The organism is Flavobacterium sufflavum (assembly GCF_004016525.1).
Classification (GTDB): domain Bacteria; phylum Bacteroidota; class Bacteroidia; order Flavobacteriales; family Flavobacteriaceae; genus Flavobacterium; species Flavobacterium sufflavum.
In genome coordinates this window covers 1-20,527 of the sequence record NZ_SACJ01000005.1, presented here as the reverse complement: position 1 = coordinate 20,527, position 20,527 = coordinate 1, and the positions used below count along the sequence as shown (strand labels likewise).

At 33.5% G+C, this 20,527-nt stretch carries 12 protein-coding genes, 2 tRNA genes and 1 rRNA gene; 8 read left to right on the top strand and 7 right to left on the bottom strand.

Annotated elements, in window-relative coordinates:
* Positions 1–3: 3 nt before the first annotated feature.
* On the bottom strand, positions 4–3,030 hold the full coding sequence (locus EOD40_RS09750) for a SusC/RagA family TonB-linked outer membrane protein (RefSeq protein ID WP_128195048.1): 3,027 nt from the start codon (positions 3,028–3,030) through the stop codon (positions 4–6).
* A gap of 345 nt (positions 3,031–3,375) precedes the next feature.
* On the opposite strand from EOD40_RS09750, the gene EOD40_RS09745 reads away from it, so the two are divergent.
* Positions 3,376–6,246, top strand: coding sequence for a triple tyrosine motif-containing protein (locus tag EOD40_RS09745; protein WP_128195047.1), 2,871 nt, complete (start codon positions 3,376–3,378; stop codon positions 6,244–6,246).
* A 54-nt stretch (positions 6,247–6,300) separates the two neighbouring features.
* Here the strand turns inward: EOD40_RS09745 and EOD40_RS09740 are convergent, their stop codons facing one another.
* Together EOD40_RS09740 and gldJ are read right to left on the bottom strand one after the other, a co-directional pair.
* Positions 6,301–7,584, bottom strand: a complete 1,284-nt coding sequence (locus EOD40_RS09740; RefSeq protein WP_128195045.1) for a UDP-N-acetylmuramoyl-tripeptide--D-alanyl-D-alanine ligase — start codon at positions 7,582–7,584, stop codon at positions 6,301–6,303.
* 64 nt (positions 7,585–7,648) lie between these two features.
* Complete coding sequence (gene gldJ, locus EOD40_RS09735; RefSeq protein WP_128195043.1) at positions 7,649–9,319, bottom strand: gliding motility lipoprotein GldJ; 1,671 nt, start codon at positions 9,317–9,319, stop codon at positions 7,649–7,651.
* Positions 9,320–9,680: 361 nt separating this feature from the next.
* On the opposite strand from gldJ, the gene porV reads away from it, so the two are divergent.
* The 5 genes from porV to EOD40_RS09710 all read left to right on the top strand — a co-directional run bounded on the left by porV (position 9,681) and on the right by EOD40_RS09710 (position 14,848).
* Positions 9,681–10,877 (top strand): type IX secretion system outer membrane channel protein PorV, encoded by a 1,197-nt coding sequence (porV, locus tag EOD40_RS09730; RefSeq protein WP_128195041.1) that lies wholly within the window; start codon positions 9,681–9,683, stop codon positions 10,875–10,877.
* A gap of 72 nt (positions 10,878–10,949) precedes the next feature.
* Positions 10,950–11,432: a cytidine deaminase gene (gene cdd / locus EOD40_RS09725; RefSeq protein ID WP_128195039.1), complete on the top strand. Its 483-nt coding sequence runs from the start codon at positions 10,950–10,952 to the stop codon at positions 11,430–11,432.
* A 145-nt stretch (positions 11,433–11,577) separates the two neighbouring features.
* Positions 11,578–12,576 (top strand): pyruvate dehydrogenase (acetyl-transferring) E1 component subunit alpha, encoded by a 999-nt coding sequence (gene pdhA, locus EOD40_RS09720; RefSeq protein WP_128195037.1) that lies wholly within the window; start codon positions 11,578–11,580, stop codon positions 12,574–12,576.
* Positions 12,577–12,583: 7 nt separating this feature from the next.
* The gene (locus EOD40_RS09715; protein WP_128195035.1) at positions 12,584–14,212 is read left to right on the top strand and encodes a dihydrolipoamide acetyltransferase family protein; all 1,629 of its coding nucleotides are present in this window, start codon (positions 12,584–12,586) and stop codon (positions 14,210–14,212) included.
* Between the two features lie 186 nt (positions 14,213–14,398).
* Positions 14,399–14,848, top strand: coding sequence for a lipocalin family protein (locus tag EOD40_RS09710; protein WP_128195033.1), 450 nt, complete (start codon positions 14,399–14,401; stop codon positions 14,846–14,848).
* A 228-nt stretch (positions 14,849–15,076) separates the two neighbouring features.
* Here EOD40_RS09710 and EOD40_RS09705 read toward each other — a convergent pair whose 3' ends face one another.
* The gene (locus EOD40_RS09705) at positions 15,077–16,318 is read right to left on the bottom strand and encodes a glycosyltransferase (RefSeq protein WP_128195031.1); all 1,242 of its coding nucleotides are present in this window, start codon (positions 16,316–16,318) and stop codon (positions 15,077–15,079) included.
* A 108-nt stretch (positions 16,319–16,426) separates the two neighbouring features.
* Here EOD40_RS09705 and miaE point away from each other — a divergent pair, with 108 nt between their 5' ends.
* The gene (miaE, locus tag EOD40_RS09700; RefSeq protein WP_128195029.1) at positions 16,427–17,008 is read left to right on the top strand and encodes a tRNA-(ms[2]io[6]A)-hydroxylase; all 582 of its coding nucleotides are present in this window, start codon (positions 16,427–16,429) and stop codon (positions 17,006–17,008) included.
* Positions 17,009–17,059: 51 nt separating this feature from the next.
* Entirely contained in the window at positions 17,060–19,804 is a 2,745-nt protein-coding gene (locus EOD40_RS09695) for an AsmA-like C-terminal region-containing protein (RefSeq protein WP_128195027.1), read from the top strand.
* Positions 19,805–20,161: 357 nt separating this feature from the next.
* Here EOD40_RS09695 and EOD40_RS09690 read toward each other — a convergent pair.
* The 3 genes from EOD40_RS09690 to rrf form a co-directional block, all read right to left on the bottom strand.
* Positions 20,162–20,247 (bottom strand) — tRNA-Leu (locus EOD40_RS09690).
* Between the two features lie 7 nt (positions 20,248–20,254).
* Positions 20,255–20,327 (bottom strand) — tRNA-Phe (locus tag EOD40_RS09685).
* A 76-nt stretch (positions 20,328–20,403) separates the two neighbouring features.
* Positions 20,404–20,513 (bottom strand): 5S ribosomal RNA (gene rrf, locus EOD40_RS09680).
* Positions 20,514–20,527: the final 14 nt, after the last annotated feature.

Below are 20,527 nucleotides of genomic sequence, written 5' to 3'. Positions count from 1 at the left end.
TTTTTAAAGTTGAATATTAACACCAGCTGTAAAAATTTTTGCTGCCGGATAAGTTCCTCTATCAATACCAAGTGACATCAGTGATGAACCAGAACCCGCATTTTCAGCCTGATTATTTGTTCCTTGTCCAAATCCATTAACCTCAGGATAATATCCTTTGTAATTATGAATGGTGAATAAGTTTTGAGCAGTTCCGTAAATTTTTAGACCTGACAAACCTAATTTTTCAACAAACTTTTTCTCAATTTGATAGCTTAAAGTAATATTTCGTAATCTAAAGAAAGAGCCGTCTTCTATGTAATGTGAAGACACTTTGTTTTGCAACATTGCTGCTGCTGCAGTATTAGTTGTACCATTTCCTAATGCTCTTGGAACACTTGTAATATCTCCCGGTTGTTTCCATCTATTTAATACTTCAGTACTCTCATTGGCATAACCTGACAACCCCTCAATTTCCATTCTTGTTGCATTGTAAACTTTATTACCCTGAACTGCATCAATTAAAAATGATAACGTAAGCCCTTTGTATGCGAATTCATTTGAAAAACCAACCGTATATTTAGGTAAGGCTGAACCTAGATTAACCAATTCATTACCATAAACTAAATTACCTGTTTGTGGATCTACCCCTTTCGATTCGTATCCCCAGAATGTTCCAAGAGGATAACCATTTTTAATAATTTGAGTGTAAAGAGGCACTTGGCTTCCTCCTATCAAAATAGGTCCTGTTTGAAAAGATGTGTTGTCATCAATGCCTTCGATACGATTTATATTCTTAGAAAAATTCACATTAGATGACCAGGTAAAATTATCCCCTTTAATAATATCGGCATCTAATGATAACTCTATACCTTTATTAACGTCATATCCTGGTAAATTCATTGCAGTAACAGAACTTCCTGTAGTTAAAGGTAGTTGTAGTGTAAAAATCATATCTTCCACTTTCTTATGGTAATAATCAGCTGTGAAATTTAAACGGCTATCAAAAAATCCTACTTCTAAACCGATGTTTGTTTGCGTTGCCGATTCCCATTTTAAATCAGGATTTCCTAACTGAGCAGCTGGTTTAATACCAGGAGCAATATCTGTAGAATTGTATGCATAAGGAGCACCTACATTTAGTAAGCTATACGTTGGATACAACATAGTATAAGGAGGTAAATTACCTGTTTTTCCCCATCCTACACGTACTTTAAGATTTTGCATCCATTTTACGTTTTCCATGAATTTTTCATTAGAAATCTTCCAACCGGCAGATAAAGCAGGGAAATTTCCATAAACTACATTTGTACCAACTCTTGATGATCCATCACGACGGAAAGTAGCTGTAAAAAGATATCTATTGTCATATCCATAATTAAATCTTCCAAAATAAGAATTTGTAGACCACTCATATTCTCCTGTTCCTATTTGGAAATCAGAACTGGCAGCATTCAAAGTTTGTACAGCACTTGTTGCAAAACCAGCTCCATGTTGAGTTGAATTTGAAATTGATTCATTCATTGCAGATGTTCCTACGATTACATCAAAAGAATGTTCTCCAAAATTTTGCTTATAATTCAAAGTGTTATCCCATTGCCATCTAAAAACTTCGTAGTAATTGCTATCAGCTCCACCTTGAGAACTACGTCCATTCAAACTGCTGTATGGATCTAAGAAATAATCATATTTTGAATTTTGAACCACTCCGTTTAACTGAGTTTTAAAAGTTAAATTCAGCGGTAATTTAGCTTCAACATAAGTACTTCCCAATAAATTATTAGCGATAGTTTTATTTTCATTGTTATAAATTAATGCTAATGGGTTTTCGCCAGAATAAAAATTACTCACACCATAAACACCCGGAATAGGCGCATTTGACGGCATATAAACTGGAATATACTCAGGAGTAACAAGGGCACTCAATACAACCCCTCCAAAATTAGCAGAAGCATTATCTGTAATTGATCTTTGATTCGTTCTGTTGTAATTAATCGATCCTCCGAATTTTATCTTTTCTGTAACATCCTGATTAACGTTTAAATTAAGCGAATAACGTTTGAAATTTGATCCAACAATAATACCTTCTTGGTTTAAGTAGCCCAGACCTAAGTAATAATTCCCAGTATCCGAACCACCTGAAGTACTTACATTAACACTCGATTGAGCTGCTGTACGATAAATTAAATCCTGCCAATTGTTGTTTGTTCCTGCCAAATCATAATAACTTGGAACATTAGGTGCAGTACCTAAAATCTCTGTTTGTAAATCAACCCATTGAGAATTATTTAATACCGGTAATTTTTTAACAATTTGTTGTACACCACCGTAAAAATTAATTTCTGTTCTAGGTTTTCCTTTTTTACCTTTCTTAGTTGTAATAAGAACAACTCCATTTGTTGAACCTGCAGCTCCATAAATACCTGCAGCCGATGCGTCTTTTAAAATATTAATTGATTCAATATTATTAGGATCAATTGCCTTAACATTACTTGTAAGCACCCCATCAACAACATACAATGGTTCACCACCATTAGGTGATCCAATTCCACGTACACGAACTGATAATGCCCCACCAGGTGATCCGGATGATGATGAAACCTGTACTCCAGATGATTTACCTGTTATTGCTTCAACAGCATTAACAATAGGTCTATCTGAAACATCCTTAACTTTTACACTAGAAATTGCAGAAGTCACATCTGTTTTCTTTTGGCTTCCATAACCTATAACAACAACTTCTTCTAGCTTTTGCGATTCTGTTTTAAGTTTTATAGTTATATCCTTTCTCCCCTTAATTGGTTCTTCAATTGTAGTATAACCTACAAAGCTAACAGCAAAGACTCCATTTAAAGGAGCTTTTATTTCAAAGTTACCATCAAAATCTGTAGTGGTAGATTTAGAGGTACCTTTAATTAAAATTGATGCCCCTGGAACTGACATCCCAGTTTCGTCAAGCACTTTCCCTTTTACTACAGCATCCTGTGCCTGTGCGTAAACTGAGAATAAGATAGACAAAAAGCAAAAAATAAACATTTTTGTTAATTTCATTTTTCTAAATTTTTTGGTTAGTAAATTAGTTATTTGATACAAACTTATCTATAATTTTATGTTATCAATAATTTTAAACTATTACAAAAACACATCAAACAACAAAAAAACACTAGACAAAAACACATCAAAATTCAAATAAAATACTGATTTACAATTATTTAATATTTTATCTAACCCTGTTATTAAAACGTTAAATAAATAAAAAACACTACATTTATATAATCATTAGAAATTATGAAATATAAAAGAGATTTTAACACAAACAACAAATTTTAAATATTAATAGTTGAAATACTAACAACATCTATAAACCATTAAGATAACATTATTTTCATTTGAATTATGAGTCTAATAAAACCATACCTTATTATCATTATAGTGCTACTTTCAAGCAACCTATTTAGCCAGGAAAAAAAAATTGGGTTACCCGAAATTAAAAACTACAGCCGAATAGATTACAAAGGAGATACTCAAAATTGGGAAATCAATCAGGACAAAAGAGGAAACTTATATTTTGCCAACAACAAAGGTCTTTTCCAATTTGATGGTTCATCATGGCGCAAATATTCCTTACCCAATTCAGGATTAATCAGATCATTTAAAATAGATGAATCCGGGAAAATTTTCGTTGGTGGAAACGCTGAATTTGGCTACTTCAAACCTGATTCAAAAGGAAAAATGAAATATTATTCTTTGTCTAAATTGATTAATAAGAATGCCATTAAACTAATTGACATTATATGGAAGACACATATACATGATGATGAGATTATTTTTCAATCTTTCACTAATGCTTATATCCTTAAAAAAAACAAATTAAAAATTTTAGAAGCACCAAGCCGTTTTCAATTTTCATTTAAGGTTAGATCAAGACTTTATATTCAAGACCATAAAAAAGGCTTACTTGAATATAAAAACGGCACACTTATCCCCTTAGAAGGCACTACCGCTTTGAACAATCGGGAAATATGGGGAATTTTCACATTACCTGATAACAAACTATTAATTGAAACCATAAACAATGGTTTGTTTATATATGATTTTAAAAAATTAGTTCCATGGGACACTGAAGCTAATGAATTCATGAAAAAAAATGGTTCCTTAGGAGGCACTGCTTTTCGAAACAATTTTATTGTTCTCAATTCAGCTACCAATGGAGTTATTATTTGCGACCAAAAAGGAAAAATTGTACAACATTTCAATAAAAACAAAGGACTGCAAAACAATACCGTTTTAACATCATTTGTAGATAATAAAAACAATATCTGGTTAGGACTTGATAGCGGAATAGATTTTATTAATGAAAACTCACCTATAACCTATTTTGGATCGAGTTATGGCATAAGCACCGTTTATGCTTCAGTAGTTTATAAAAACATTCTTTACATAGCTACAAACCAAGGTCTTTTATACCACTCTATGGAAGATTTATCTAATGACAATAATTTTAATTTAGTCAATGGCACTTCTGGTCAGGCATGGAATATTCAAATATTAGACAATCAATTATTTTGCGCCAGTAATAAAGGTGCCTTAGTAATTGAAAATGGAAAAACAGTAAACACAATTGACACTAAAGGCTATGTTAGTTTTAAATCAGTCCCAAACAAACCCAATTACATGATAGGTTGCAATTATACTGGCTTTGCAGTATTTGAAAAAGTCTCAAATAAATGGCAATATAAAAATCAACTAGAAGGTTTTTATGGGTATCCTTATTCCTTTCAGGTAGAAAATTTAAACTTATGGTTTCATCTAGATAATTTAATCTACAAAGCAACTTTAACTGATGATATGACCAGAATTAAATCTATTAAAACTTATAAGAATTTATCTAATAAAGACAAAGGTATCGGAAGCATTCAACAAATAAACCAAGTAATCTATTTTCAAACTAACAACCATTTTTATAAATACAGTGGAGACCAAGATCTATTTTATGAAGACAAAAAAATCAGTACGCTTTTTAAAAACCTTCCAAAAATAAGCGAGATAAAAGAAGACGATAATGGTAACATTTGGTATGTTTTCAAAGAATCTTTAGGAGCATTGATGAAAAACAAAAATGGAACTTATAATAATATCATAACTCCATTTTCAAATTTAACCGGCAATCTGGTATCAAATTATTTATCAATAAACACAATTGATCCTCAAAACATATTCATCGGACTAACAAACGGAATAGCTCATTATAACCCAAAACAGAAAAACAACCTTGTCATCAAACCAAAAGCATACATAAGAAGTTTTTCATATCCTGGTGATACTTTAATTTTAGGAAATGGACAAAAAGAGCTGGAGAACTATGACATTCCATATAAATCCAATCATGTTAAATTCTCCTTTTCTTCTCCTACTTTTGAAAATCTGGAAAATGTAGAATTCTCATACCAACTAAAAGGATTTGACAAGAAATGGAGTTCCTGGTCAAATAATTCTATCAAAGAATACACTAATCTGAGAGAGGGTAATTATAAAATGAAAATCAAAGTACGTAATAGTTACGGTATTCAATCTGATGAAGCATTTTTATTGTTTACAATTTCACCTCCTTGGTACAGACATCCTTTAGCCTATTTTATATATATAATACTTATCATTACGACTATTTATATTATTCGAAAAAGAATAAAAATGAAAATTCGAAAAAACAAATACTATGAAACTCTGGAACAACGCCGATTATACTTAGAAAAGGAAACTAAAATCAGACAAGAACAATACGAACTTGAAAAGGAAATCGAAAAACTTAAAAACGATAAACTTAAAATAAAAATCTTAGCCAAAGACAAAGAACTAGTAAACAACTCCTTGCAAGTTGCAAAAAAGAACAAAGTCTTAAACAACATTATCAATAAAATAAAAGACATCAATGTAGATACTTTTGACGAAACAACTAAAACACAATTTACTAAATTAAACAGAAGCATTGTAAAAGAAGTAAATGCAGATAAAAGTTGGCAAGATTTAGAAAAACATATAAAAAATGTACATTATGATTTTCTAAAAAGATTAAAAGAAAAATATCCTACTATTTCGCCTAGAGAATTAGACTTAGCAACCTATTTATTGATGAATATGTCAACCAAAGAAATTGCCGAAGTAATGAATATTTCAAACGGAGGTGTAGAACTGGCCCGTTACCGATTAAGAAAAAAATTAAACCTTAATAAAAAAGAAAACCTGATTGGTTTTCTGATGAGTATTTAAACAATAAACGCCATCATCTCTGATGGCGTTTATTGTATGCGTTAATTTATGTTATTATAAGAAATCCAAAGTACGCTCTAAAGCCATACCACGAGAACCTTTAATTAGCATTGTATTATTTTCGAAATTCACACCTTCTAAACCAGCTGAAAAAGTATCAAAACTGTCATAGAAATTGAAATTATCCTTTGCAACTTGGCATTCATAAAATGCTTTCCCAACAAAATAACACTTTACATTAGCTTCGTTCACCAAAGAATTTACCAAAGCTTCATGCTCCTTATGACTTTCATCTCCAAGCTCGAACATATCTCCTAAAATCATTATTTTATTTGATTTTTCAAGCTGCAAAAAATTGGTAATCGCAACAGCCATACTGCTTGGATTGGCATTATAAGCATCCAGAATAATCTCATTAGTTCCCTTAGTCAACAATTGTGATCTGTTATTCTCAGGAATATAACTTTCTAATGCAGCCTTTATAGCTTCATCCTCAACCTCAAAAAACTTCCCAATAGTCAAGGCTGCATTTACATTATTTGCATTATACAAACCTATCAAATGTGTTTTAATTTGAAGCAAATCAAAACCAACTTCTACAAAAGGATTGGCTTTAATTTCAGAAATCACAACATCTGCATTTTCCTTATTTATTCCAAAAGAATAGTGTTTTAAAGCTTTGGATTTTTCAAGCTGAATTGGGTCTTCAAGATTAATGAAAGCTAATTTATCATTCTTTGCAAGATATTGATACATTTCGCTTTTTCCTTGGATAACACCTTCCACACCTCCAAAACCTTCCAAATGTGCCTTGCCAAAATTAGTTATGTATCCATAATCCGGTTGGGCAATTTCACAAAGAAACTCAATTTCCTTTTTATGATTCGCTCCCATCTCAACAATTCCAATTTCTGTATTTGCATCAAAAGACAACAAGGTCAACGGAACACCAATATGATTATTCAAATTCCCAACAGTAGCCTTAGTCTTGTATTTTTTAGCCAAAACCACATTGATCAACTCCTTAGTAGTGGTTTTCCCATTACTTCCTGTAAGAGCAATGATAGGCAATTTTAAATAATTCCTGTGAAACTTTGCCAATTCCTGCAAAGCAACCAAACTATCCTCGACTAAAACCGTTCTCTCATCAATATAATAATCTTTATTATCAATGATAACAAATGAAGCACCTTTATCTAAAGCTTCATTAGCAAAAGTATTCGCATCAAATCGCTCTCCTTTTATAGCGACAAACAATGACTTTTCTTGAATTTTGCGAGTATCTGTTGAAACTCCTGAACATTTTAAAAATAAACTATGAATGTAATTGATATCCATATAAGAATGATTTAAAAAAATAAAAGCCCTAATCAAAGGGCTTTTATCTATTATGTTTTAGAAATTAATTTCTTGGTGTCTTTCTTTTATCTGATTTAGAACCAACTCTTGACATTGCGCATCTAAACCCAATATAATCGGTTGCCATGTCTTGAGGGAAATACCTTCTTTGTGCCGGATCTAACCAATAAGCTCTATCTCTCCAGGAACCTCCTTTGTATACTCTGATTTTATCATTTATCAAAGTTGTTCTTTTACTTGACTTATCATATTTTCTCACCATTCTACCTAAACTATCAGTAGTCACATTGTGAACAGGCGAATTATACATTTTTTCTATATTTTTCCCCTTTTCATTATCTGATTCAGAAGAACCAAAGTTATAATACTTAGAAGACTGCTTATCCCCATCTCTATAATTGATGTTATTACTCTTATCGAAATTTTGTCTCAAATAAGTTTCTTGTTCATCAACAGGAACCTGAGCAATTTGACCAGGGAAATTTCTAGCGATGATTTTTCCATTACTCAAAGTATCATATTTCATGTTTTCTCTTGAAACAATTTCAACTTTTCCATCAGCACCAATTTTATTCTTAGTGTATGAATTCCCTCTGAAATAGTTAAAATCATTAGCCTCGTTATCAATAATAGGTCTGTAAACATCCGCTACCCATTCGGCAACGTTACCAGCCATATCATACAATCCGAAATCATTTGCCGGATATGATTTAACCGCATTAGTGATATCAGCTCCGTCATCAGACCAACCTGCAATTCCACCATAATCACCATTTCCTTGTTTGAAATTGGCCAATTGATCTCCTCTTGTTTGTCTTTTTCCTGAACGGGTATATTCACCTGACCAAGGATATTTCTTTTGTCCTTTGTAAATATTGTATTCTCTTTGACCTACGTCAGCAGCAGCTGCATATTCCCATTCTGCCTCTGTTGGAAGTCTATATTCTGGCATAACAATTCCTGAAGAACGTTGAGCATATACTCCTTTTGGCTCAGCTGCACTTCCATCCTTAGTTTTTACAACTCTACCTTTTACTCTTTTTAAAACAATTTCTTCACTTCCACCTCTTGAAGTTGAAGGTGATGCTAAATAAGCTTCTGTACTAAAAGCATTATCAGCCGTTACATCATCAGTTTTAGCATTTTTTTTCAAATAACCATTTTTCTCTAAAATTGCTTCGTTAACACGCTCTGTTCTCCAATTAGCAAAATCAACAGCTTGAATCCAATTTACCCCAACAACAGGATAATTAGCATAAGCCGGATGTCTTAAATAGTTATTTGTCATGGTTTCATTGTAGCCTAATCGATTTCTCCACACAAGAGTATCGGGAACTACACCATTATAAACGTCTTTATAACTTTCATCAGTTGGAGAAAAAACTTTCTTAACCCAATCCAAATATTCTAAATACATAAAATTAGTTACCTCAGTCTCATCCATATAAAAAGACTGAACGTGTTGTTGAGTTGGCGTATTATTCCAATCATGCATCACATCATCCTGGACTTTTCCCATTGTAAACGTTCCTCCTTCAACAAAAACTAAGCCTGGGCCAGCTTCTTGTTTTTTGGCTGCTGTTTTATTATCTACATTCCAACCTGTTGCTCTCGAAGTACCTTTAGAACTGGATTTCTTACTACAACTAGCAAATCCTAGCATCATTATCGATGATAATATCAATCGAAATACTATAATTTTATTTACTCTCATACTATTTTACTATGGTGATTTTGGGTGGTGCAATATAATAATTAACGACAAACCTACAATATCATTTTTAAATAATTGCTTCCCCTTACTTTACTCAAAATAAACGCAAATTTATACTATTTATTATTTATTCACATACTTAATGCTTTTTTTTTACTCTTTTGATTTCTTCATTAAATATACAGCGCAATTAAACACAATATTATTTAAATTTAGCAGTTATAGTTAATTACAGACACAAGACTAAAGCATTAAAAATGAATCTAAAAACTAAGTATGTAATATCTTAAAAGTAAAGGAAGAAAAAATTGCAACTTTTTAATAAAACACTATATTTGTTCTAACATTTTTTTACTAACCAATGAAAAAAACAATACTTTTAACCATCTCTTTATTTTCTATTTCGCTGATTCAAGCTCAACAAAGGACCATTACAACTGCGGTTCCTTTCCTGTCTGTTTCTGCTGATGCCAGAGCAGCAGGTATGGCCGATATTGGAGTCGCGACATCCGCAGATGCTTTTTCACAACAATGGAATCCGGCCAAATATGCTTTTGCAACAAACAAACAAGGAGTTAGTGTTAGTTACACTCCTTATCTAACAGGTCTTGCTAACGACATTTCATTAGGACAATTCACCTATTACAATAAAATTTCAGACCGAAGTGCTTTTGCCGGAAGTCTTCGCTATTTTGGTTTTGGAGATATCGAATTAAGAAAAACCGGAGACCCTGACGAACAATTTGCCACGGTTGCCCCTAATGAATTTGCAATAGATGGTTCTTACTCACTTAAATTAAGTGAAAAATTCTCCATGGCTGTTGGCGCCAGATACATTCATTCTAATTTAAAAGTCGCAACCGATAACGGAGATGCTACAGCTGCCAGCTCTTTTGCAATAGACGTAGCCGGTTTTTATCAGTCGGAAGAAATAGCATATAGCAGATTTAACGGAAGATGGAGAGCCGGTTTTAATATTCAAAATTTAGGACCAAAAATCAGCTATGATAACGACGAAATCAGCACGAACTTCTTACCTGCCAACCTAAAACTAGGAACAGGTTTTGATTTTATTTTAGACGACTATAATAAATTAGGCCTTAATCTTGAACTTAGTAAATTACTTGTACCTACTCCAAAAGTTGATTACACCAATGGCACTTATAACGGTACCGACATGAATGGAGACGGTGTTATCGACAATACTGATTACAACTTAGCTACGGCAGAATACAGAAAAACAGGATGGTTCTCAGGCGTTTTCAAATCTTTAGGCGATGCTCCTGATGGTTTTAGCGAAGAATTAAAAGAAGTAATGTACTCACTAGGCGCCGAATATTCCTATCAGGACTCATTTGCCTTACGTGCAGGATATCACCATGAAAACATCACCAAAAGCGGCTTGAGATACTTTTCTCTGGGAGCCGGTTTCAAATACACCACTGTAAAAGTAGACGTATCCTATCTATTCTCTGCTTCTAAAATCCCAAATCCGTTAGAAAACACACTCCGTTTTTCATTAACATTTAATTTTGGAGACAAATACGAACAATATTAATTTTCAACAAAATACAATACCAAAATCCAAATTTCCATCTAATGAAATTTGGATTTTTTTTACTCATATAAAATGGAAGAAGTTATTATCACCAGTAAATTCACTATTTACAACACCATAGAAGAATTACCCATTGAAACCCAAAACCTTTTCAAACAAGCAGCTGAAGCTCAAAAAAACGCCCATGCTCCCTATTCAAAATTCAGAGTCGGAGCAGCACTTTCTTTAGACAATGGAAAAATAATTCTAGGATCTAACCAAGAAAATGCAGCCTATCCTTCAGGTCTTTGTGCAGAAAGAGTCGCTTTATACCAAGCCGCATCAAATTTTCCAGAATCTAAAATCCTAAAAATAGTTATTACTGCCGCACCGGAAGCAACAGGAATCCCTACAGCAATTCCTCCATGTGGCGCATGCAGACAATCTATTGCCGAATACGAAATCAAACAAGACAGTCCAATTAAAATTTATTTCATGGGAGAAATAGGTAAGATTTACAAATCGGAATCTTTAAAAAACCTGCTCCCTTTAATATTTAACAAAAAACTGCTCTAATAAAACTAAAAATTAGCTTTATAATTTTAGTTCTTAATTGGAATGTCCTATTTTTGCATTTCGCAAATTCGACCATATAAAAATCAATTTGTGAAAAAGTACTAATTGACAACACAATAAAAACTTTAGTAAAAGAACACTTGAGATGAAAGAAGTTACAAAAGAAGTATATTTAAAGTGGTATGAAGACATGCTGCTTTGGAGAAAGTTTGAGGATAAACTAGCTGCATTATACATACAACAAAAAGTTAGAGGTTTTCTACATTTATATAATGGTCAAGAAGCCGTACTTGCTGGAGCATTACATGCAATGGATTTAACCAAGGACAAAATGATTACTGCTTACAGAAACCACGTTCAGCCAATTGGTATGGGTGTTGATCCTAGACGTGTAATGGCTGAGTTACTTGGAAAAGCAACAGGAACTTCTAAAGGAATGGGTGGATCCATGCACATTTTCTCAAAAGAGCACCGTTTTTATGGTGGCCACGGTATTGTAGGAGGTCAAATCCCAGTAGGTGCCGGATTGGCTTTTGGAGACAAATACTTCAATACAGGAGGAGTTACAATGACCTATTTTGGTGATGGTGCTGCTCGTCAAGGTTCTTTGCACGAAGCTTTTAACATGGCTATGTTATGGAAACTGCCTGTAGTTTTTATTGTTGAAAACAATGGGTACGCTATGGGAACTTCAGTAGAAAGAACAGCAAATCATACGGATATCTGGAAATTAGGTTTAGGGTACGAAATGCCTTGTGGACCAGTTGACGGAATGAACCCTGTAAAAGTAGCTGAAGCAATGCACGAAGCTATTGAAAGAGCTCGTCGTGGTGACGGACCAACTTTCTTAGAAATGAAAACATACCGTTATAGAGGACACTCAATGTCTGATGCCCAATTATACCGTTCTAAAGAAGAAGTAGAAGAGTACAAAAAAATTGACCCTATTACTCAGGTATTGGACATCATTAAAGATAAAAAATATGCTAACGATACAGAAATCGAAGCAATTGATCAAAGAGTAAAAGATTTAGTTCAAGAATGTGTTGATTTTGCTGAATCTTCTCCATATCCAGAACTTGAGCAATTGTACGACGTAGTATACGCACAAGAAGATTATCCATTTACACCTCATAAACTATAAAAATATTATGGCGATAAAAGTAACAATGCCTCGTTTGAGTGATACTATGACGGAAGGAACAGTAGCAACTTGGCTTAAAAAAGTAGGAGACAAAATTAGCGAAGGAGATATTCTTGCTGAAATTGAAACTGACAAAGCAACGATGGAATTCGAATCTTTCAATGAAGGAACACTTTTACATATTGGAATTCCAGAAGGAGAGACAGCCCCTGTAGATTCATTATTAGCAATTATCGGAAACGAAGGTGAAGACATTTCTGCTTTACTTTCTGGAGGTGCTGCACCAGCTGCCGCTCCTGCTGCTGAAGCTAAAAAAGAAGAAACTGCTGCTCCTGCTGCTGCTAAACCAGCCGCTTCTTTACCAGCTGGAGTTATCGTTGTGACTATGCCTCGTTTGAGCGATACAATGACTGAAGGAACAGTAGCTACCTGGTTGAAAAAAGTAGGTGATGCTGTTTCCGAAGGTGACATTCTTGCTGAAATCGAAACAGATAAAGCAACAATGGAATTTGAATCTTTCAACGAAGGAACATTATTATATATCGGAATTCAAGAAGGAAATACAGCTCCTGTTGATAGTCTTTTAGCTATCATTGGACCTGCAGGAACTGACATCAGCGGAATTGCTGACGGTTACGTTGCTGGCGCTGCTCCACAAGCTGCTCCTGCTGCTGAAGAAACTAAAGCTACTCCTGCTGAAGCTGCCGCTGCAGTTGTTCAAGAAGCTGCTGCTGACGGAGGAAGAATCATAGCTTCACCATTAGCTAAAAAAATTGCTTCTGACAAAGGAATTCAATTAAATCAAGTAAAAGGTTCTGGAGAAAACGGACGTATCGTAAAAAGCGATATCGAGAACTTCACTCCTGCTGCTGCCGCTCCACAAGCTGCTACTGCGCCTGCAAAAGCTGAATCTGCTACTGCACCAGCCCCAAAACCTTATGTTCCAGCAGGGCAAATTGCAACTGAAGAAATCAAAAATTCGCAAATGCGTAAAATCATTGCGAAACGTTTATCTGAATCATTGTTTACTGCGCCACATTACAATTTAGTAATTGAGGTAACAATGGACGAAGCAATGAAATCAAGAGGAATTATCAATAGCGTTCCGGATACCAAAGTATCTTTCAATGATATGGTAATTAAAGCTTCCGCATTAGCTTTGAAAAAGCACCCAAAAATCAATTCACAATGGTCTGCTGACGCTATCACTATCAACTATCATGTAAATATTGGTGTTGCTGTTGCTGTTGAAGACGGATTAGTGGTTCCTGTACTACCATTTACAGATGGCATGAGTTTATCTCAAATTGGAGCAAGTGTAAGAGATTTGGCAGGTAGAGCTAAAAGCAAAAAATTATTACCATCAGAAATGGAAGGAAGTACGTTTACTATTTCTAACCTTGGAATGTTTGGTATTACTGAATTCAATTCTATCATCAACCAACCTAACTCTGCAATCCTTTCAGTAGGAGCTATCGTTGAAAAACCAGTGGTTAAAAACGGTCAAATTGTTGTTGGAAACACGATGATGTTATCTCTTGCTTGTGACCACCGTACTATCGATGGAGCAACTGGAGCACAGTTCTTACAAACATTAAAACAATACATTGAAAACCCAGTGACAATGCTTGCATAATTACTGATTTTTTATAAAACTAAAACCCGTCTTGTATAAAAACTTGACGGGTTTTTTATTTGGTTTTATTTCCGCATGCCCTCATTCCGCAAATATAGCAGTTATATAATTGCGGTAATAAATACCTAAAAGTAGGTATTGTATTTATGCAAGATAATTACTATTATTGAAATAAATTAATTTATAATGAAAACCTATCAAAAAAAAATTTTAGTGTTTTTATCACTTATAATAGTATTTACAGTGCTCTTTTCTTGTTCTAAGGATGATGACAATAAAAATGTTAATGTATCACTAGTCGGAAAATGGTATTTAATTAAAGGAGAGTATTATGATTCTAATGGTGAACGTTTTAGTAGCTTTGATGCACCAGCATTAAATTTAAGCTGCCCTAGTTATAAGGAATATAAATCAGACGGAACTTTTTTTCATATTTTAATGAGTTTAGATTGTAGCTTAAATTTTTCTTATAATGGCACATATTCATTTGATGAAACATATATTACATATAAATTTGATGGATACCCAGATAGTAGACCTGAAAAAGTAACTTTATTAACCTCAACAGATTTAGAAGTAGAAATTCTTCAATATGATAATAGAACTCAAAAGTATTATTATAAAAGGATGAAATAATATGATTTAATACTGCTAATCAAGTAATTTAAAAAAAAATATAATGCTCATTATCATCATGGCTAGCGAGTTTTTTTATCTACACTTTTTAACCGCTATCTATAAAAACTAACGATACGTACGGTCGGTCTGTCCACTGTATTCCCGATAAAAAACTTCAGCTAAAAAAGGCTTGTTTTTATATTCGGGAGATACCGCTCCTATCCCTCATGCAATCAAAAACACAAATTATTTATTCTTCTCCTCAATCCATTTTGACATATATTTTGTGCTCTTCAAAGTATGATGTTGCAGCAATTCTCCCATAAAATTATTTAATCGATGTTGCTTTATATTCGAAAGTAAAAACTGAATTTGCGTAGCAAAATCTTCTTCAAACAATTCTCTCAAATAACGCTGATTCATTATTTCAATTCCATTTTTTTGTGCTTGAATCCAGGTAGTTGGATCTTGATACAATCGCACTGCTTTATCAGCAAAATCTACTGGATTATCTTCAACAAAACCATTCCAAGCTAAATCCTTTTGCATCGATTCGGCACCAATAGAAGTTGTAACACTCGGCGTCCCACATTGCATGGCTTCGAGTAATTTTCCTTTAATTCCTGCTCCAAAACGCAAAGGAGCCAAAACAACAGCTGCTTTTTCAACTACATCATTGGCATTTTCTGCACGACCCTGAATCAAAAAACCTTCCTTAACATTATTTAATTGTAATACTTTTTGAGAAGGATAAGCTCCATAGATATTTAAAACCGCTTCAGGCAATTGCTTTTTTATTAGTGGCCAAATCGTTTCTTTCAAATACTGAACCGCATTCCAATTGGGTTCATGAAGAAAGTTACCTATAAAAACAAAGTCCTTTCGCTCTTCAAAAGAAGGTAATTTAGCTAAATCAGGAATTGCATTCGACTCTAATAAAAGTGGTAAATAACACAATAAGCTTTTATCAATTTTAAAAACAGTCGTCAACAATTCGATTTCATATTCCGAAATCATCAACGATAAATCGCAACGTAAAATACTGGCAATTTCACGCTTCGCAACTTCTTCAACTAATAAATCTGAAATTTGAAACTCTCGTTTTTCCTTAAATGCTTTTTGTCTCGCCAATCGCAAACAATGTAGATCTTCGGTATCTAGAATTCGTAAAGCATTTGGACAATTTTCGGCAACACGCCAGCCAAATTGCTCCTCAATCATAAAACGGTCAAACAAAACTACAGAAGGATTCAACTCCTTTACAAAATCATCAAAACTGGAAGAATTCAAGGCAATAGACTTTCGTTCTACATTATAAGATTTTAAATCAATCATAAAATCACTATCCTGCGCCGGACTTGCAAAAGTAATTTCAAAATCCTGTTTTTGAAACAAAGAAATTAACTGCATCATCCTTCCTCCTGCAGCAGAAGAATTAGGCTCAGGCCAAACAAAACCAATTATTAAAAGCGATTGCTTCTGATTCATATCAACATAAAATTAGTTTCACAAAATAATACTAAATTTATCGTTAATCCGCCCATTTGAACAAAAACCTCTAAAATAAACATTAATTTTGCATAAAATTATAATGATATGTTAGGATTAAAATTAGTCACAGATCCAAGATGGGTCAACATAGTAGAATCTAATATCGAAGAAATTTTAACCGACCATGCCTGGTGCGAACAAAAAGCAGCTTCCAATGCGATAAGTCTTATTACCCAAAACTCCGAAAAAGAGGAATTGGTTACTGAATTAGTACTTATTGCCCAAGAGGAAATAGAACATTTCAAAATGGTTCATGACCTTATCAAAGAAAGAGGACTCACCTTTGGACGTGAACGCAAAGACAGCTATGTAAACGAGCTGTTTAAATTCATGAAAAAAGATGGAAGCCGTAATGATGCTTTGTGTGAGCGTTTGCTTTTTTCAGCGATGATTGAAGCCAGAAGCTGCGAGCGTTTCAAAGTATTATCAGAAAATATAAAAGACCAAAAATTGGCTAAATTTTATCGTGATTTAATGATTAGCGAAGCAAACCACTATACCACTTTTTTAGGTTTTGCCCGAAAATATGCTGACAATGTTGATGTGGATAAACGTTGGAAAGAATGGATTGAATTCGAAACTTCAATCATCACCAACTACGGCAAAAACGAAACCGTTCACGGATAATATTCCACCTAAAAACACGTTCCTAATTTTATTTCATAATAACACCTTATCATGTCCCAAACAAAAGCTATATTTTTCAAAATATTGAAATATACAGGAATTACTTTAGCCAGTTTATTGGCCTTTATGTTTATTGCACCTTATGTTTTTGCGGACAAAATCAATACTGAAATAAAAAAAGTAGCCAATCAAAAACTAAATGCTAAACTGGATTACTCCGAATCCAATGTTTCCTTTTTTAATCATTTCCCTTCATTGACCGTAAGTTTAGATAATTTTAAACTAAATGGTTCGGCGCCTTATCAAAATGAAAATCTAATCACAGCTAAAGAAATTGCTTTTGGTATCGATGTACCAAGTTTAATCTTTGGAAAATCTGTCAATATCGACAAAATCTTTCTTTCTAATGCTGACATTAATGTAAAAGTCAATAAAGAAGGATTTGCTAACTACAACGTCTATAAAGCTGATAAAACTAAAACATCTAAAAAAGAAGAAGACAGTTCATTAAAACTGGAGAAAATCGAAATAACCAACAGTAAAATTGTTTATGATGATTTATCGACCAAACTTCATTTCGATATTTTTGGTTTTAATTATTTGGGCAAAGGCGATTTAAGCAAGGCTATTTTTGATTTATCATCTAAAGCAAAAATTGACAAGCTCAATCTTTTATATGACAATGAGCCTTATTTGATGAATAAAAAAGTCAATGCCGACTTAATTACCAAAGTGAATGTTAATTCGCTTTCGTTTATTTTTGAGCAAAATGATTTAAAAATAAACAACCTAATCGTTGACTTTAAAGGAAAATTCGACTTTCTCAAAGAAGGTTACAACATGGATTTCATCCTAAAAACAACCAATAGCAACCTAAATGATTTCTTTACTGCCTTTCCACCAAAATTCATCACTTGGCTTGACAAAACCAAATTAACCGGAAAAACAGATTTTAATTTAGCTTTAAAAGGAAATTACATTGCGTCTAAAAATATCGCACCAAATCTCAATTTGGATTTTAAAATTCAGGACGGTAGTGTTAATTACAACCAAAGTCCAGCTACTGTTAGCAATCTGAATGTCAATTTTTCAACACAATTACCCTCATTAAATCATGATTTATTAATAGTCGATTTAAAAAACCTTTCGCTTAATATTGAAAAGGATTATTTAAAAACAAAATTATACAGCACCGGAACCACTATTCTGGATCTTAATGCAGCTTTAGAAGCTAAAATAGATTTGGAAAAACTAAATCGTGCTATTGGAATTCCAGACATAGAACTCAAAGGAATACTTACTGCCAATGGTACGGCCAAAGGAAAATTTGACAAAAAAAACGGAACATTTCCTGTAACAAATGCGGTTATCAACCTAAACAACGGTTTTCTTAAAACAAAATATTATCCAAATCCGATAACTAACATTGGAATTGTTTCGACTATTTCGAATCCAAAAGGAACATTTGAAAATTTAAAAGTAGTTTTACAACCTGCCCAATTTACTTTTGAAGGAAATCCTGTTTTTGTAAAAGCCAATCTTAGTAATTTTGATAATCTTGTTTATGACATCAATGCCAAAGGGACTTTGGATATCGGTAAAATCTACAAAGTTTTTTCGCAAAAAGGACTCGATGTTGACGGTTTCATCAAAGCCGATTTAGCTTTAAAAGGAAAACAAAGCGATGCCGAAAAAGGAAATTATTCGAAACTTAAAAATAGTGGAACACTTGAGATTAAAAATATTGCTTTTGCTTCAGAATATCTTCCAAAGAAATTCTTGGTTAAACAAGGGATTTTTAAATTCAAACAAGACAAAATGCGTTTCAATACTTTTCTGGCATCTTATGGGCAGTCTGATTTTAAAATGAATGGTTATTTACAGAACGTATTTAATTTTATGGCTTCTAAAAATGGCGTTTTACGAGGCGCATTTACCTTAGATTCCGATTATATCAATGCCGATGAATTCATGTCAAATACTACTACAAATTCATCTGAAACCAGTACAACTAATTCTCCAAATACAGCTGCTAAAACAGAAACAGGAGTAATTGTAATCCCTTCTAATCTAGACTTACATTTTCAAGCTAATGCTCAAAAAATAAACTTTAATGGATTAGACCTTAAAAATGCAAAAGGAGGCTTAAAAATGAAAAACGGCTTGCTTAGCATGCAAAATACCGGTTTTGATTTGATAGGTTGTACCGTTGCTATGGATGCCTCTTACAAAAGTGTCAATTCAAAAAACGCAAGATTTGACTATCATATAAAAGCAAACGAATTTGATATCAAACGCGCTTATAAAGAAGTAAAACTCTTTAGAGAAATGGCAAGTGCTGCCGAAAAAGCACAAGGAATTATATCGTTAGATTATAAATTAAAAGGACGATTAAATACAAGTATGGAACCCGTTCTTCCTTCTTTATCAGGAAACGGAATTATCTCTGTAAAAAACGTTAAAATGTATGGCATGAAAATGTTTAATAACGTTGCTAAAAAAACAGCTAAGAAAAGCATTAAAAATCCTGAATTAAATCAAGTAGATATTAAAAGTTCGATTAAAAACAACATCATTACTATAGAACGATTCAAATTCAAATTTGCCGGATTCAGACCGCGAATTGAAGGAACAACCAGCTTAGACGGAAGACTAAACCTTAAAATGAGGCTTGGTTTACCACCTCTTGGAATCTTCGGAATCCCATTAACAATCACAGGAAACAAAGACAATCCAAAGATTAAAATAGGACGAAAAACAGAAGATCTGGAAGAGACTAAAGACAGTATTCAATAAGTCTAAATTCAATATTATTAAGAGGCATGTTAAACATGCCTTTTTTTTTATATAATAAAACAAGAACTCTTATTCATTTCAAGAGGCATCTTTTAATTACTATAGCATCAGTGCTAGCTATTTAGCTAATTTACACTTACTATTCTGGCGTTCCCTCGTTGCGGAGCATTTTCGCAAAATATAAGGTTTTCTTCAGCAACGAGGTCGGGCTGTGCGCTGTATCTTTTGTTCGGGTGCGTTTATTTTAGTCCACGATGTCTTTACACTCACAAAAGGATGCCGCTTCCATCCCTAACGCAAACACAAATCCTTGTTAAAAAAAAAGCTTCAATCAGCATAGCCAATTGAAGCTTTTAGTACTCAGAGCGGGACTTGAACCCGCACGAACATTGCTGTTCACTGGATTTTAAGTCCAGCGTGTCTACCAATTTCACCATCCGAGCAATATTGTGGTACCTCCAGGGATCGAACCAGGGACACATGGATTTTCAGTCCATTGCTCTACCATCTGAGCTAAGGTACCTTTTTTATTCTATTATAATTAAACTAATAAAATAAGAATAAAAAACCCCTCCCGATTATCGGGAAGGGTTTTCAAAGAAAGGCGACGACATACTCTCCCACATAACTGCAGTACCATCTGCGCAGGCGGGCTTAACTACTCTGTTCGGGATGGGAAGAGGTGAGCCCCGCCGCAATAACCACCTTAAGGTCGTTTTGCAA